The sequence below is a fragment of the Paenibacillus sp. FSL E2-0201 genome (assembly GCF_037963325.1).
Taxonomy (GTDB): domain Bacteria; phylum Bacillota; class Bacilli; order Paenibacillales; family Paenibacillaceae; genus Paenibacillus_AQ.
Genome location: NZ_CP150154.1, coordinates 6,096,670 through 6,110,084 on the forward strand (window position 1 = coordinate 6,096,670; position 13,415 = coordinate 6,110,084).

11 protein-coding genes, 12 tRNA genes and 2 rRNA genes are annotated in these 13,415 nt (G+C 46.4%); 2 read left to right on the forward strand and 23 right to left on the reverse strand.

What is annotated here, in order from left to right:
- Positions 1-3: 3 nt before the first annotated feature.
- From NSU15_RS27455 to NSU15_RS27495, 9 genes are all read right to left on the reverse strand, one after another.
- The gene (locus tag NSU15_RS27455; RefSeq protein ID WP_042131194.1) at positions 4-966 is read right to left on the reverse strand and encodes a hypothetical protein; all 963 of its coding nucleotides are present in this window, start codon (positions 964-966) and stop codon (positions 4-6) included.
- A 9-nt stretch (positions 967-975) separates the two neighbouring features.
- Positions 976-1,728: a LysM peptidoglycan-binding domain-containing protein gene (locus tag NSU15_RS27460; RefSeq protein ID WP_339288277.1), complete on the reverse strand. Its 753-nt coding sequence runs from the start codon at positions 1,726-1,728 to the stop codon at positions 976-978.
- Between the two features lies 1 nt (position 1,729).
- Positions 1,730-3,754 carry a hypothetical protein gene (locus NSU15_RS27465; RefSeq protein WP_042131196.1) on the reverse strand — a complete coding sequence of 675 codons (2,025 nt, stop codon included), beginning with the start codon at positions 3,752-3,754 and terminating at the stop codon, positions 1,730-1,732.
- Between the two features lie 190 nt (positions 3,755-3,944).
- A complete protein-coding gene (locus NSU15_RS27470; protein WP_042131197.1) occupies positions 3,945-4,367 on the reverse strand; it encodes a phage portal protein in 423 nt (140 codons plus the stop codon).
- 113 nt (positions 4,368-4,480) lie between these two features.
- A complete protein-coding gene (locus NSU15_RS27475) occupies positions 4,481-4,951 on the reverse strand; it encodes a phage tail tube protein (protein WP_042131198.1) in 471 nt (156 codons plus the stop codon).
- 1 nt (position 4,952) lies between these two features.
- Entirely contained in the window at positions 4,953-6,275 is a 1,323-nt protein-coding gene (locus NSU15_RS27480) for a phage tail sheath family protein (RefSeq protein WP_339288278.1), read from the reverse strand.
- Positions 6,275-6,454 carry a hypothetical protein gene (locus tag NSU15_RS27485; RefSeq protein ID WP_339288279.1) on the reverse strand — a complete coding sequence of 60 codons (180 nt, stop codon included), beginning with the start codon at positions 6,452-6,454 and terminating at the stop codon, positions 6,275-6,277. The genes NSU15_RS27480 and NSU15_RS27485 overlap by 1 nt, the downstream gene beginning before the upstream one ends.
- Complete coding sequence (locus tag NSU15_RS27490) at positions 6,451-6,864, reverse strand: DUF6838 family protein (protein WP_339288281.1); 414 nt, start codon at positions 6,862-6,864, stop codon at positions 6,451-6,453. Before NSU15_RS27490 ends, NSU15_RS27485 begins: the two co-directional genes overlap by 4 nt.
- A 427-nt stretch (positions 6,865-7,291) precedes the next feature.
- On the reverse strand, positions 7,292-7,789 hold the full coding sequence (locus NSU15_RS27495; RefSeq protein WP_339288283.1) for an ArpU family phage packaging/lysis transcriptional regulator: 498 nt from the start codon (positions 7,787-7,789) through the stop codon (positions 7,292-7,294).
- 283 nt (positions 7,790-8,072) lie between these two features.
- Here NSU15_RS27495 and NSU15_RS27500 point away from each other — a divergent pair, with 283 nt between their 5' ends.
- Entirely contained in the window at positions 8,073-8,501 is a 429-nt protein-coding gene (locus NSU15_RS27500) for a helix-turn-helix domain-containing protein (protein ID WP_339288285.1), read from the forward strand.
- 31 nt (positions 8,502-8,532) lie between these two features.
- Positions 8,533-8,946, forward strand: coding sequence for an ImmA/IrrE family metallo-endopeptidase (locus tag NSU15_RS27505; RefSeq protein WP_042132516.1), 414 nt, complete (start codon positions 8,533-8,535; stop codon positions 8,944-8,946).
- Positions 8,947-9,047: 101 nt separating this feature from the next.
- Here NSU15_RS27505 and NSU15_RS27510 read toward each other — a convergent pair.
- The 14 genes from NSU15_RS27510 to NSU15_RS27575 form a co-directional block, all read right to left on the reverse strand.
- Positions 9,048-9,121 (reverse strand) — tRNA-Pro (locus tag NSU15_RS27510).
- A 14-nt stretch (positions 9,122-9,135) separates the two neighbouring features.
- A tRNA-Gly gene (locus NSU15_RS27515) sits at positions 9,136-9,209 on the reverse strand.
- A gap of 12 nt (positions 9,210-9,221) precedes the next feature.
- Positions 9,222-9,295: transfer RNA gene (locus NSU15_RS27520), tRNA-Pro, on the reverse strand.
- 30 nt (positions 9,296-9,325) lie between these two features.
- Positions 9,326-9,402 (reverse strand) — tRNA-Arg (locus tag NSU15_RS27525).
- An 8-nt stretch (positions 9,403-9,410) separates the two neighbouring features.
- Positions 9,411-9,485 (reverse strand) — tRNA-Gly (locus NSU15_RS27530).
- A gap of 6 nt (positions 9,486-9,491) precedes the next feature.
- Positions 9,492-9,575, reverse strand: a tRNA-Leu gene (locus tag NSU15_RS27535).
- 15 nt (positions 9,576-9,590) lie between these two features.
- A tRNA-Lys gene (locus NSU15_RS27540) sits at positions 9,591-9,663 on the reverse strand.
- A 5-nt stretch (positions 9,664-9,668) separates the two neighbouring features.
- Positions 9,669-9,743, reverse strand: a tRNA-Gln gene (locus NSU15_RS27545).
- Positions 9,744-9,786: 43 nt separating this feature from the next.
- Positions 9,787-9,862, reverse strand: a tRNA-Val gene (locus NSU15_RS27550).
- Between the two features lie 40 nt (positions 9,863-9,902).
- A tRNA-Glu gene (locus tag NSU15_RS27555) sits at positions 9,903-9,977 on the reverse strand.
- An 11-nt stretch (positions 9,978-9,988) separates the two neighbouring features.
- A tRNA-Thr gene (locus NSU15_RS27560) sits at positions 9,989-10,064 on the reverse strand.
- A gap of 1 nt (position 10,065) precedes the next feature.
- A tRNA-Asn gene (locus tag NSU15_RS27565) sits at positions 10,066-10,141 on the reverse strand.
- 6 nt (positions 10,142-10,147) lie between these two features.
- Positions 10,148-10,264, reverse strand: a 5S ribosomal RNA gene (rrf, locus tag NSU15_RS27570).
- Positions 10,265-10,336: 72 nt separating this feature from the next.
- A 23S ribosomal RNA gene (locus NSU15_RS27575) occupies positions 10,337-13,265 on the reverse strand.
- Between the last annotated feature and the right edge of the window lie 150 nt (positions 13,266-13,415).

The window sequence follows — 13,415 nt, forward strand, 5'->3', positions numbered from 1 at the left end:
TTTCTACACCACCTTTATATCGAGGGACATCGTATGCTCCCCACCGGAAATCTTATGACTGCATTGATCCACCAGAAACACCTGAGTTTTAAATTCATCAAGCAGGACATATATGAAATTACCAGCCCTTACGCGCATATCACCAATCGCCTGTACGGAGAGACTAAGCTTTTCACGGTTGTGCATTTTTAGCAGATTATTTGCCTTCTCCTGAATTTGTGCAGCATTCGCTTTGTCATCAGCCTTCTGATACAAGTGGAGGATACCCCAGCGTTTCACATTATCCTTATCGCTAACCGGAAAGAAATCACGCTTACCAGACTTCTCATTATCCTTGTATAAAAAGATCGTGTTGTACGTATCATCATCAATACTTTTTTTGAGCGAATAGTCATACAGATAATGCCCCGCTCCCAACACCAGATTAAGCAGCATAGACTCCGGTTTTCGCAGTGTTAGCTTACCAAAATCATCGTAAAAGGCCATCAACCGCCCCTTATACTGAAGCTCACTGCCGATCGCTCCCATAATGATGTCCAGCAGCTTTTTGTCATCCTCGATTAAAGAGGGAATCCGGTACTCTGTATCCTCCAGCACACCTGTCTGCAGTCCGTAGTCTTGCGTTATTTTTTTTATAACATCATTAGCCGTAACATCCTGCAAAACATAACTGCCATTGCCCAGCAAATAACGCATCTGATCATAGGCAGTCAGCTTAATCTCCTGATCCGAGCCTGTATCAATACTGAACACAAACCCGTAGAATACATCCACATTATCTTTGCTGAACTGAATAATATCACCGTTGCTGATACCGAACTTAGGATGCTGATAGATTCCACTGTCCACAAGTGTTAACTCTAGCGTTGCCGGTTTTCCTGAGCGGGCCGTTTTCCAAGAAATATCGGAGACGATGCCAGAAATATCCCATAGATTACCTTCCTTATTCTTCACAAGCAGTTCCATAACATCCTCCTACGACAGCTTAATGACCTTACCGATTGGAAGCTTCCTCAGCTCGCTATCTTTAATGCCATTAAGTTTCTGGATTTCCCAACACCTATTACCATCTCCAAGGATTTCTTTAGCGATTTTCCATAGATTATCTTTAGATTTCATGATATACGTTTTAGGTTTGGGAGTTTCGTTCGCCCGCTTCTGTTCTACCTTCACTTCATCCTTGACGACTTTAACAGCTACCGCCTGATAAAATACATACTTTTTGAGAGATAACGAATATTCAATATCCCCTGATGTACCTGCACTGAGCTTCCAAGAGAAGCTTTCAATACTCATAGCCATATTCACACCGAAATCAATCTCTATGGATTTATCCTCACTAGTCGATGAATCCTTTAACCATTTCTTGGCGTCGTTTAGCTTCCCATCCGCTTTTTTCAAGTCATCAGTATAGCTCACCCCGGAAAATACAAAACGAATAGGTCTGCGACTCGTCATCCACTTCTTAATCAGCTCCACATATTCAAAAGGTCTCTTCAACCCATCCTCTTGTACTAATACAAACGGATACCTTTGTGCCGGAAAAATACTTTCGATTGTGATCTCCGTCAGCTTCGGATAAGCAATCGTATTAATCTCACCTAGATCGATAATGGTATAGCTCTTCCCATCCCCGCTTTCCTTGATTTCCAAAGTCTCTGGATTGACTGGCAGTCGGAATGCTTCCGCCTGATTATTAAAACCAAGAAATATCCCGTACTCTTCCACGTTACGTATACACCCCCTGCGCCGTAGAGACAAACTCCTCGTTCAGCTTTTGCCCAATCTTGTTGATAATCGAATCAATGTCTCCGGCATTATTAATATTCCCGGTCGTGACCTGCACCGTCGGCGTCAGCTCTACAAAATTCTGGATCGCCTGAATCTCAGCTAACTCCCGCAGCATTTTCAGATCATCGCTGGAGATGTCTACGGTGTCGTTGATGGATCCGAGTTCATTCACACGGTTGACGGTGTTTAGATTACCCGGAGCCCCTGCATTTTGAAAAGAACCCGTAGATGAAGGTGTATTCAACGTAGGAACTGCTGGAATTTCAGGTACGGTAGGCGTTTGCAAAGGTTTTGACAAATCCCCTGGATGAGTAGTATTCCACTGATTTAATGTGTTGTTATTACTCTTATTTCCACCTACGTTCAGTTTTTCTTTAAACTTATTGATATCAAAATTTTGGATCTTTTCTGCCCCTGAATTAAAAGAAGCTCCAATGTCCATTTGCAAATCCTTTTTGAATTTACTGCTATCAACCTCTTCAATATGAAGATTGATCTCCGACTCTATACCAATAAATTTACCAACAGCTCCAACTACTTTATTTATACTATCTAGCAAAAAGTTCACGGCGCCAATAATACCATTAACAAATCCGGTCCAAAGATCGATAACAAAGCCTACGAATTCTGCAACGAGCTGTCCCAGTCCTCTGAACATATTCGCCAAAAAGTCCCTAACCGGTTGAAGTGCCGCTACTATCCCTAAAAAAGCTACTATTAGCGCAACTATAAGTCCAATTACAAGTGCAATTGGATTAGCACTCATCACAGCGTTGAAAATGCCTTGGGCTGCGGTAGCAATTCCGGTAGCAATAGATGAAATTCTAGTTGCAATTGTTGAGGCATTCATCGCGATTGCTAATGCAATAACTCCAGCAACAACACCCAAAACAATCGGCAAAACAACAGGGTTGCTAAGAACACTCCAGAGATACAATGCACCTTGTACGACCTGCGAGAATACTTGTGCAAGTATCGCCAGTCCAATCGCTATCCCATCGATAATTGGCTGAAAGCTTCCATCTGAAAATGCCTGGTTAAGAATGCCTAATAGTGGTGACAATGCCGCAAGAGCACCTTCTCCCATACCAGCCAGAGAGTTGTTATAGTTTCCAAGAAGAGCTTGCCATTGATTAACGGGTGAATCCATCATGGTTTGCAGCGAATCACTCGTCATACCTGACGTTGTCATTATATCACCCAAAGTACTCAAAAAGGCTTCCATATTACCTGTTCCGGCCACTAGATCAAGTCCGCCCAGATCCTCTTTATCCACCTGAAGCATGGACGCTAAATCACTGGAATCGCCCTCAAAAGCAGAAGTAATCGCCGATGAAGTATCACCAATATCCTTTCCCTCCGGAGACATCATGCTTAGCCTTGTGGAATAATCCATTAGCTTATCTAGCTGATCTGTATTTTGAGTTTTAGGATAAAACGATAAGACACTCTCCATGGACTTGTTGACATCCTGCCCGGTATCTAGTGCTCTCTTCTTGAATTTATCAAACATAGCCGTACCAACATCAGCATTTCCGGTTTTGACTTTAAAAAGATCTTCCCACTTTTGCTGTTCGGCCGCAGGCGCAAGCACCTTTTCCATAACTCCTTTAACTTTATCCAGCACACCCTTGGCTTTCCCAAAAGCACCTGTAATCTTTTCCCAAGTGCCCGCCTGCTGTTCAGCACCTGCTGCTCCTTGTTCTGCCGCATCGTTCAGTCTCTCCTGAGCTTGTACTGCGCCTCCAATAGAAGCTTGAATTCTGGTATAAGCTGCACTGTAATTGTTAGTGATGTTGTACACGGGTTTATTGACTATTTTCATACTTATTCGGTTTAAAGTTGCGGAAAAGGAATTTGAAATATTTGCAGAAACCTGAGTTGTAATTTGATTGGTTATATCATTGATCCATTGGTTGGAGACTTGCTGGATTCCAGCTATATTGTTTTGCATACCTGCCATTCATTCACCCCCTATCTCTTCCTCGCCTTACTCCGTGCCTGATCCCGCTTCTCCTTCTCCACCCGAACAGCGATCATCGCATAAATTGCGGCTCGTTCACGTGAGGACAGCTTCATTAGCTCATGCGGTAAAATATGAAGCTCGTGGAGGGCGTAGTAAGCTAAGTTAGCTTCGCTGTCGCCCTCGTTGATTAGTTTTTTACTTCATCCACCAGCTCGTTCATATCTGTACCGAAGCCATTCAAGGCCTGTACCCGTTCACCCAGCGCGGCGAATTCACCTGGGAGCAGCATTTTACGCAGCAACGTCTCAGCACCAAGAACACCATAAGAACGTTGTAACTCGGCATTTTTCAGATCTGGATGCACCACACTTGAAGTCATCAGCTTAGCCATATAATCATTCGGTTCAATCTCGGAGGTATACACTCCGTTCTTACCTTTGACCTTACGAGTAGCTGCTTTACGGCATTCCTGATTCTCATCCTCGTTCATACTGCGTAGCTTCCAGGCAACTGCGTTCCCTTCCTTATCCTTAAAACGCTGCGATACCACAAACTCCTCGGTCGTGTCACATGCTACATTTTGCGCAAAAAACAAACTTAATTCACTCATTGTCTTCCTCCTAAAATGATTTAGTTTCTTCTAGTACTACTAACTAGACAGAGAAGAGACCCGCCGCTCACCTGCACGCCCGGGCCTTACTTGCTCCTATCTAGTTGTCTTTATTATTTTCCTGAGCCGGCCGGAGCGCCAAAAGCTTGCACAATCTGCACGTCTTCAAAGGTAAAGCTCACTTCTTCTTCCAGCGCATCTGATTCTGTATCAAGAGAAGCCATGATGACACTATCAAGGTTCACGCCTTTTAAAATAATACGTTGTGCTCCCACACTGGACGATGGGTCTTCGTTCGTAACCTCAATATCGAAATACTGATCGACACCTGTGTTCATATAATCAAGCATCATCTGGCGGAAACGGCTAGTCATATAAAAAATCGTCATCGAACCGCTGCCCGACCATCCAGTCGCTTTATGCTGAACACCACGTCGGCCGAGTGTCTTCACTTCCGCCTTTGTTTTTTCTACCGTTGCTTCAAGCGTCTTCACATAGAACATCTCTTCAGTTTGCGTGCCAATCACCGCATACGCACGGCCCTCCTGGCCGGAAATCGTATCGCTAGCTTTTAAAAATGCCATCTTAAACCACCTTCACTTTCATATATACTTTTTCTACGGAATCAACTGGCTTCACTGCTACGTCGAGTACAATACTATCGCTATCGGTACCTGCCACAACGACAACATCAGTCTGCGCATTAAAGCTTTCAATCGCCCCAATATCCTGCAGATCATTCATGTAAGTTGCACATTGCGACCAGAACAGAGCCCGTCCATCTTCATTATTAGCTACCTTACCAATGTAGTAGTTCTCAAAAATACGCTTCAGATCATTCGCAATCCCATCCAGCACACGCAACACACGATTTTTGGAGAACGCTTTGCCTTTATCCGGAGAGAATGCCGTAAACGTGTTAATATCCTGTTCCACCACAGCTCGCCCTCCACTGTAAGTAAAGAGCAGTTCGCCTTGCAGCAAAGCTGCTGTCGTTTCAGAATGGCTAAGCCGTACATCAGCATCAACCGAGTCGTCATAGCCCTGATAAGTCAGCGATTGATTCACGGCAGCAGCAGCCGTAGCACCGGCCACCCAAGCAACTGCATTGTTGTTATCAATCGTAGTTCCGTCACTCAGTACTACCCCATTCTTCACACTGATCACACCCTCATGACCCGCAGTAGCATAATCCGATAGTACAGCCTGCACTTTCTTACCTTCCGCATCCCGCAGTCGTCTCACCCAAGAGCTATACAGTGCCTTAAGCGTACTATCCTGCGATACTAGTCCAACCGTTTGGAACTCAAGCACCTCAAGAGCAGATAAGAAATCGCTGTGCGCACCATTTGTCACCGTTCCGTTAGCTCCGCCAATAAGCGGCATCCCTGCGGTTAGCTTCAAGCCTTCTGCGCCATTTTTCTGGAATTGTACATAATCGTTAGCGACCAACTCTTCAGCCATTCCAACCGTTTGCTTATTCAGTTCAGCTCCATTCAGCAGTGTCTTTACATCAAAAAGAGCATTATTCTCAATATTCTTCTCAATAACAACAGAAAGATCGTTTCCGCGTACACCACCGTATTTAGCCGTAACCTGTAGACCATTGTTCGTGACCGACGCTTTAACCCCTTCATTCAATCGATAGAGCAGTAACGTTCCCGCACGTTTCAGCGCTTCGCGTACTGGCAGCAATGTTGGATGTTCCAAATCATAACCTAGTAGCTTATTCACGTCGTCCTGCGGGGTAATCTCCATGATCACTCCAGCTTCTCCCCAAGATAAGGCAAGTGCCAAAGCAGTAATCCCGCGTTCTCCCATTTTGCCGATGGCACCTTGATTCGATGCTACATTTACGTACACCCCTGGGCGCACTTTGTTTTGAGTTGTCCATGTTCCGCCTGCCATTAGTTCAAAACCTCCTTATTAATAAACAATCCCATAGATTGCTTCGCTTCTTCGATCGTATAACTTTTGTTATCCTGCAAAATAACGTTCAGCACATCCTTTTCCTTAACCGTAAAAAGCGATGAATTCACAATCTGCTCTTTACCAAAACGATCTCCATTACTCACCTTTGTGCTCATTTCAGTCTTTCTCCTCCAATCATTTGCCCCATCTTAATGGGGTCATGCTTCTCACTTTGCAAATACACCATATAGTCCGTTGTAAAAAGCGGCCCATGCCCCTCTACCCCAGCTTCCCAGGCTTGCCTAGCTACACGGAAGGAGCCACCCTCTTGCTCCATCCCTGCCATTGCTTCACTTAGCCTATCAGCCATTCTTTCAGCCTCCAGTAGACTTCCTTGTTCATAACGGATACCGAAGCGATAAACCGCCAAATATCTGCCTTCCCGCTGCCGATCCAGAGTCGCTGAGATCAGTCCGGGATAAAAATAAGCCGTCTGAGGTTTCTCTCCCTCCACATATACAGGCACATCTGGAAAGTACTTCTCCAGCGCACTCGTAATGTGTTCTCGTAATTGTTGTACCGACATCACTCCATTCCTTTCTGAACTGCGGCGGTTCGCCGATCTTTGATGGTGTTAACCTTCAATTGCATTAACATTAAGAAAACACCTCCTCTACTAAAACTAAGAACAAAAAAGGATACTATCCGATATTGGATAATACCCTTCTATACTAGGCCAATGCCAAAAGAATCTTTCACCGCTAGATTTGTTCTTATCACCACTAGGGCGGAACGTGTAGCAGAGCATTCATGCTCTTGCGGTGTTCTTTTTGCTTCATTTGCCATGTTATAAATATACACCCCTATTTGCCTTGCAGAGACGGTATACCGACGAGGTTTAAGCTAGCTTTGGGATGGTAAAGAGCGGTTTTTCGGAGGGGTCATCTGCTCATAAAAAAAGACCGCATCATCCGCTCGGATGACACAGTCTCTTAAGTAACCATCTATATCTCTTAGGTAATACTAACCTTCTCTTTCTTCACTCTTGGTGCTGTTATTAAGGTGTTAATGGATAGTAGACCGAGATCCGTTAAAGCCAAAGCCATCTTATAAAAAGCCTTCGAGCGTATCTTCACGTAAGTATCCTTACTCACCGGTGGATCAAACACATGATTGTAAATCGTATAATCGTACGTTTCGTCTCTTTTCATATAACGCTCTCTTACTAATTGCTGTTCCCTCGTATCAAGTCTCTCTACCACAGAGTCTATCGCCGAGCAAAAAGCCCTCCTAGCAGCCGGTATATCCACATTATAAGAAGCTATCGCAGCAGTCTGATCAGTAACAGTATTCGTAGGACCATGAAATCTTTCTGTATAAGAATAAGTAGTACTAGCTTCCTTAGCCTCAAATGTAACGGTCTTAAAAATACGGTATTTCTCCAACATACTCTCTATAGCGACCTGGGTTCGGCGACGGTCTAGCTCCGGTAAAGCGGATAAGTTCATCATTTTATGCACTCCTTTAGGTTTGACAGAATGAGATTAAATTGCGGAAGTTTCCTAAGCAATGTGCTAAAATATAAAAGTGTTCGTATTCTGTTCGTATTTTTCTATAATATACCACTTCTCTACCAATCTCGTAAAACCCCGTTTTAGTCTGTTTTGGGCGAAAAAGAATAGCTTTTCCTCCATTATCTTGCCTTTTGGCAATAATATACGCTTTGTTGTTTACCAATTGGCAAAAATGGCTTATATTAATATCATAAGCTTCAGTCTATAAGGAGTGGTTGAGATGAAACAAGAATTTGGGGATTACATGAAGCAACTTCGCGAAACAAAGGGACTCACCATTAATCAATTGGCAGCAGCAGCGGGGATTAGCGGATCACAGATTTCACGGATTGAAAATGGTCTAAGAGGCGTTCCTAAGCCAACTACGTTACGCAAAATAGCTGAGGCCTTAGGCGCCCCGTACGAGCAGCTAATGGATCAAGCGGGGTATTTGCAGGAGCAAGCCCTTCCAAGCGAAGAGATTGTCCCAGATTGGGCTACAAGCAAGGATAAGCGTGACTTTCGTAAAATGCTAGAGGATGATGGAGAGCTGATGTTTGATGGAATTCCACTAGACAAGGAAGACAAGCAGAGGATTAAAGATGTACTGACCGGCTTATTCTGGGAAGCCAAACAGATGAACAAGCGAAATAAATCCAACAACACTTAATAACTACACTAACATGCTGCAGGTGAAGAATATGGATGAACTGATCAATAATCTGATTAAAAAATATAAAACCAACTGTCCGTTCGAGCTGGCCTCAGCGCTGGGTATTCACATTCGTTTCATGAACCTTGGGACAGGCACAAAGGGATTATATTACCGAAAACTAAGAAGAAGATTTATTGTCATTCATAATGAGTTGCCAGTTGAGTGGCAGCGCTTCGTTTGTGCGCATGAATTAGGACATGATCGACTTCATAAGGGGATTAACCGCTTTTTTCTAGAGGAAAGCTCCTACTTCTCTCCTGGGAAGCTTGAACGTCAAGCTAATGTCTTTGCTGTAAAGCTACTATCCACAGGTAGCAATCCTGAGCAAGAAGAATCATGGAAAAGTTATTATTTACGAATTGGTATTCCACCAGAAGTTCAATTTCTTTTGGAAGAATGATAGAACATATGTTATATCATTACATGCGTATTATTAAATCAATACATAACAAAAAAAGCTCTTACCGAAGTAAGAGCTTCTAAGAGCGATTAAGCTGAGTATCGGGATGACACGATTTGAACATGCGACCCCCTGGTCCCAAACCAGGTGCTCTACCAAGCTGAGCTACATCCCGTTACTATAAAATTATGGAGCGGGTGATGGGAATCGAACCCACGCTATCAGCTTGGAAGGCTGAAGTTCTACCATTGAACTACACCCGCAAAGGTGAAAAATCGGGATGACACGATTTGAACATGCGACCCCCTGGTCCCAAACCAGGTGCTCTACCAAGCTGAGCTACATCCCGTTATAATGCTATGATTGCTTAATAAAAAAATGGCGCGCCCTGAGAGATTCGAACTCCCGGCCTTTTGATTCGTAGTCAAACGCTCTATCCAGCTGAGCTAAGGGCGCAAAAATTATGGAGCGGAAGACGGGAATCGAACCCGCGACCCTCGCCTTGGCAAGGCGATGCTCTACCGCTGAGCCACTTCCGCAAAATATGGTGCGCGTGAAGGGACTTGAACCCCCACGTCGTGAAACGCCAGATCCTAAGTCTGGTGCGTCTGCCATTCCGCCACACGCGCATGTAATAATAAAAGTGAGCCATGAAGGACTCGAACCTTCGACACCCTGATTAAAAGTCAGGTGCTCTACCAACTGAGCTAATGGCTCGCACTTGGCTGGGGATATAGGATTCGAACCTATGAGTGACGGAGTCAAAGTCCGTTGCCTTACCGCTTGGCTAATCCCCATTGATGCTACCTCTATGTTGCCCATAATCTCTCAGGAAGATTATGGTGGAGGCTGAGGGGATCGAACCCCCGACCCTCTGCTTGTAAGGCAGATGCTCTCCCAGCTGAGCTAAGCCTCCATATCTATGGGACCCTCTAAGGGTAAGTACAAGTAAAAGTTGGTGACCCGTATGGGATTCGAACCCATGTTACCTCCGTGAAAGGGAGGTGTCTTAACCCCTTGACCAACGGGCCTTGCAAATCTGTGGAGCTCTCAACCGGATTCGAACCGGTGACCTCTTCCTTACCATGGAAGCACTCTACCTGCTGAGCTATGAGAGCATGGCTCCCCGAACAGGACTCGAACCTGTGACAACTCGATTAACAGTCGAGTGCTCTACCAACTGAGCTATCAGGGAATATCCGCTTGGCAACGTCCTACTCTCCCAGGACCCTTCGGTCCAAGTACCATCGGCGCTGGAGGGCTTAACGGTCGTGTTCGGGATGGGTACGCGTGGAACCCCTCCGCTATCGCCACCAAACGGGCATTACAGCGTAATGCTCAGGCTTAATCGCCTGAAAACTGAATCCGAATTGAATTTGCGTTTTAAGTATAGGATAAGCCCTCGACCGATTAGTATTGGTCAGCTCCATGCATTACTGCACTTCCACCTCCAACCTATCTACCTCGTCGTCTTCAAGGGGTCTTACTAATTGGGAAATCTCATCTTGAGGGGGGCTTCACGCTTAGATGCTTTCAGCGCTTATCCCGTCCGTACGTAGCTACCCAGCCATGCTCCTGGCGGAACAACTGGTGCACCAGCGGTACGTCCATCCCGGTCCTCTCGTACTAAGGACAGCTCCTCTCAAATTTCCTGCGCCCACGACAGATAGGGACCGAACTGTCTCACGACGTTCTGAACCCAGCTCGCGTACCGCTTTAATGGGCGAACAGCCCAACCCTTGGGACCTACTTCAGCCCCAGGATGCGATGAGCCGACATCGAGGTGCCAAACCTCCCCGTCGATGTGGACTCTTGGGGGAGATAAGCCTGTTATCCCCAGGGTAGCTTTTATCCGTTGAGCGATGGCCCTTCCATGCGGTACCACCGGATCACTAAGTCCGACTTTCGTCCCTGCTCGACTTGTAGGTCTCGCAGTCAAGCTCCCTTATGCCTTTGCACTCTTCGAATGATTTCCAACCATTCTGAGGGAACCTTGGAACGCCTCCGTTACTCTTTAGGAGGCGACCGCCCCAGTCAAACTGCCCGCCTGACACGGTCCCCGTACCCGATTAGGGCACTAGGTTAGAACCTAGATACGATCAGGGTGGTATCCCAACGGCGCCTCCACCGAAGCTTGCGCTCCGATTTCTACGGCTCCCACCTATCCTGTACAGATCGTACCCAAATTCAATATCAAGCTGCAGTAAAGCTCCATGGGGTCTTTCCGTCTTGTCGCGGGTAACCTGCATCTTCACAGGTATTAAAATTTCACCGGATCTCTCGTTGAGACAGCGCCCAAGTCGTTACGCCATTCGTGCGGGTCAGAATTTACCTGACAAGGAATTTCGCTACCTTAGGACCGTTATAGTTACGGCCGCCGTTTACTGGGGCTTCGGTTCATAGCTTCGGGTTACCCCTAACCACTCCCCTTAACCTTCCAGCACCGGGCAGGCGTCAGCCCGTATACTTCGCCTTGCGGCTTCGCACAGACCTGTGTTTTTGCTAAACAGTCGCTTGGGCCTTTTCACTGCGGCCCCCTCGTGCTATTCACACTACCGGGGCACCCCTTCTCCCGAAGTTACGGGGTCATTTTGCCGAGTTCCTTAACGAGAGTTCTTCCGCGCGCCTTAGAATTCTCTTCTCGCCTACCTGTGTCGGTTTGCGGTACGGGCACCTTCTCCTGGCTAGAGGCTTTTCTTGGCAGTGTGAGATCATGACCTTCGCTACTACAATTTTCGCTCCCCATCACAGCCCAGCCTTAACGATGTGCGGATTTGCCTACACATCAGCCTCACTGCTTAGACGGACATATCCATCAGTCCGCGTCACTACCCTCCTGCGTCACCCCATCGCTCATAGCGGATTACGGTGGTACAGTAATTTCAAACTGTTGTCCTTCGACTACGCCTTTCGGCCTCGCCTTAGGTCCCGACTTACCCTGAGCGGACGAGCCTTCCTCAGGAAACCTTGGGCTTTCGGCGGATCAGATTCTCACTGATCTTTTCGTTACTCATACCGGCATTCTCACTTGTATGCTGTCCAGCGCTCCTTACGGTACACCTTCAACCCACATACAACGCTCCCCTACCCCAGATACATTCGTATCTAGCCATAGCTTCGGTGGTGTGTTTAGCCCCGTTACATTTTCGGCGCAGAGTCACTCGACCAGTGAGCTATTACGCACTCTTTCAATGGTGGCTGCTTCTAAGCCAACATCCTGGTTGTCTGTGCAACTCCACATCCTTTCCCACTTAACACACACTTGGGGACCTTAGCTGATGGTCTGGGCTGTTTCCCTTTTGACAATGGATCTTAGCACTCACTGTCTGACTCCCGGCAATAAGTATATGGCATTCGGAGTTTGACTGAGCTTGGTAATCCTTGCGGACCCCGCACCCAATCAGTGCTCTACCTCCACTACTCTTATACCGAGGCTAGCCCTAAAGCTATTTCGGGGAGAACCAGCTATCTCCGAGTTCGATTGGAATTTCTCCGCTACCCCCACCTCATCCCCGCACTTTTCAACGTGCGTGGGTTCGGGCCTCCAGTGCGTGTTACCGCACCTTCACCCTGGACAGGGGTAGATCACACGGTTTCGGGTCTACGTCCACATACTAAATCGCCCTATTCAGACTCGCTTTCGCTGCGGCTCCGTCTTCTCGACTTAACCTTGCATGTTAAACGTAACTCGCCGGTTCATTCTACAAAAGGCACGCCATCACCCATTAATAGGGCTCTGACTTTTTGTAAGCACACGGTTTCAGGTTCTATTTCACTCCCCTTCCGGGGTGCTTTTCACCTTTCCCTCACGGTACTGTTTCACTATCGGTCGCCAGGTAGTATTTAGCCTTAGCAGATGGTCCTGCTGGATTCATACGGGGTTTCACGTGCCCCGCACTACTCGGGATCCGTCTCGGAGAGAACACAGTTTAGGTTACAGGGCTTTTACCTCTATCGCGGGCCTTTCCAGACCTCTTCACCTACCATATTCCTTTGTAACTCCATGTGAGACGTCCCACAACCCCTAAGAGCAAGCTCTTAGGTTTAGGCTGTTCCGCGTTCGCTCGCCGCTACTGACGGAATCACTATTGTTTTCTCTTCCTCAGGGTACTTAGATGTTTCAGTTCCCCTGGTCTGCCTCTACATACCCTATGTATTCAGGTATGAGTAACTGCGAATTACCACAGCTGGGTTTCCCCATTCGGACACCCCCGGATCAAAGCTTGCTTACAGCTCCCCGAGGCAGTTTCGTTGTTCGCCACGTCCTTCGTCGGCTCCTGGCGCCTAGGCATCCTCCGTGTGCTCTTATTAGCTTAACCTTGATTTTTCCGCAGGAAAATATCATACGATATCTCTCTTGGAATCATCTCACTAATAACATTTACTTGTTTGCACAAGTTGCTAAAAGATGTTCTAAAACGCAAATTCGTTTCGGTATCCAGTTTTCAAGGATCAATGTTAAAGAAAGT

Coding starts and splice junctions, on each gene's coding strand:
- NSU15_RS27480 (WP_339288278.1), bottom strand. CDS start 6,275: ATGGCAGGCGGAACATGGACAACTCAAAACAAAGTGCGCCCAGGGGTG.
- NSU15_RS27485 (WP_339288279.1), bottom strand. CDS start 6,454: ATGAGCACAAAGGTGAGTAATGGAGATCGTTTTGGTAAAGAGCAGATT.
- NSU15_RS27495 (WP_339288283.1), bottom strand. CDS start 7,789: ATGATGAACTTATCCGCTTTACCGGAGCTAGACCGTCGCCGAACCCAG.
- NSU15_RS27455 (WP_042131194.1), bottom strand. CDS start 966: ATGGAACTGCTTGTGAAGAATAAGGAAGGTAATCTATGGGATATTTCT.
- NSU15_RS27505 (WP_042132516.1), top strand. CDS start 8,533: ATGGATGAACTGATCAATAATCTGATTAAAAAATATAAAACCAACTGT.
- NSU15_RS27470 (WP_042131197.1), bottom strand. CDS start 4,367: ATGAGTGAATTAAGTTTGTTTTTTGCGCAAAATGTAGCATGTGACACG.
- NSU15_RS27465 (WP_042131196.1), bottom strand. CDS start 3,754: ATGGCAGGTATGCAAAACAATATAGCTGGAATCCAGCAAGTCTCCAAC.
- NSU15_RS27500 (WP_339288285.1), top strand. CDS start 8,073: ATGAAACAAGAATTTGGGGATTACATGAAGCAACTTCGCGAAACAAAG.
- NSU15_RS27475 (WP_042131198.1), bottom strand. CDS start 4,951: ATGGCATTTTTAAAAGCTAGCGATACGATTTCCGGCCAGGAGGGCCGT.
- NSU15_RS27490 (WP_339288281.1), bottom strand. CDS start 6,864: ATGTCGGTACAACAATTACGAGAACACATTACGAGTGCGCTGGAGAAG.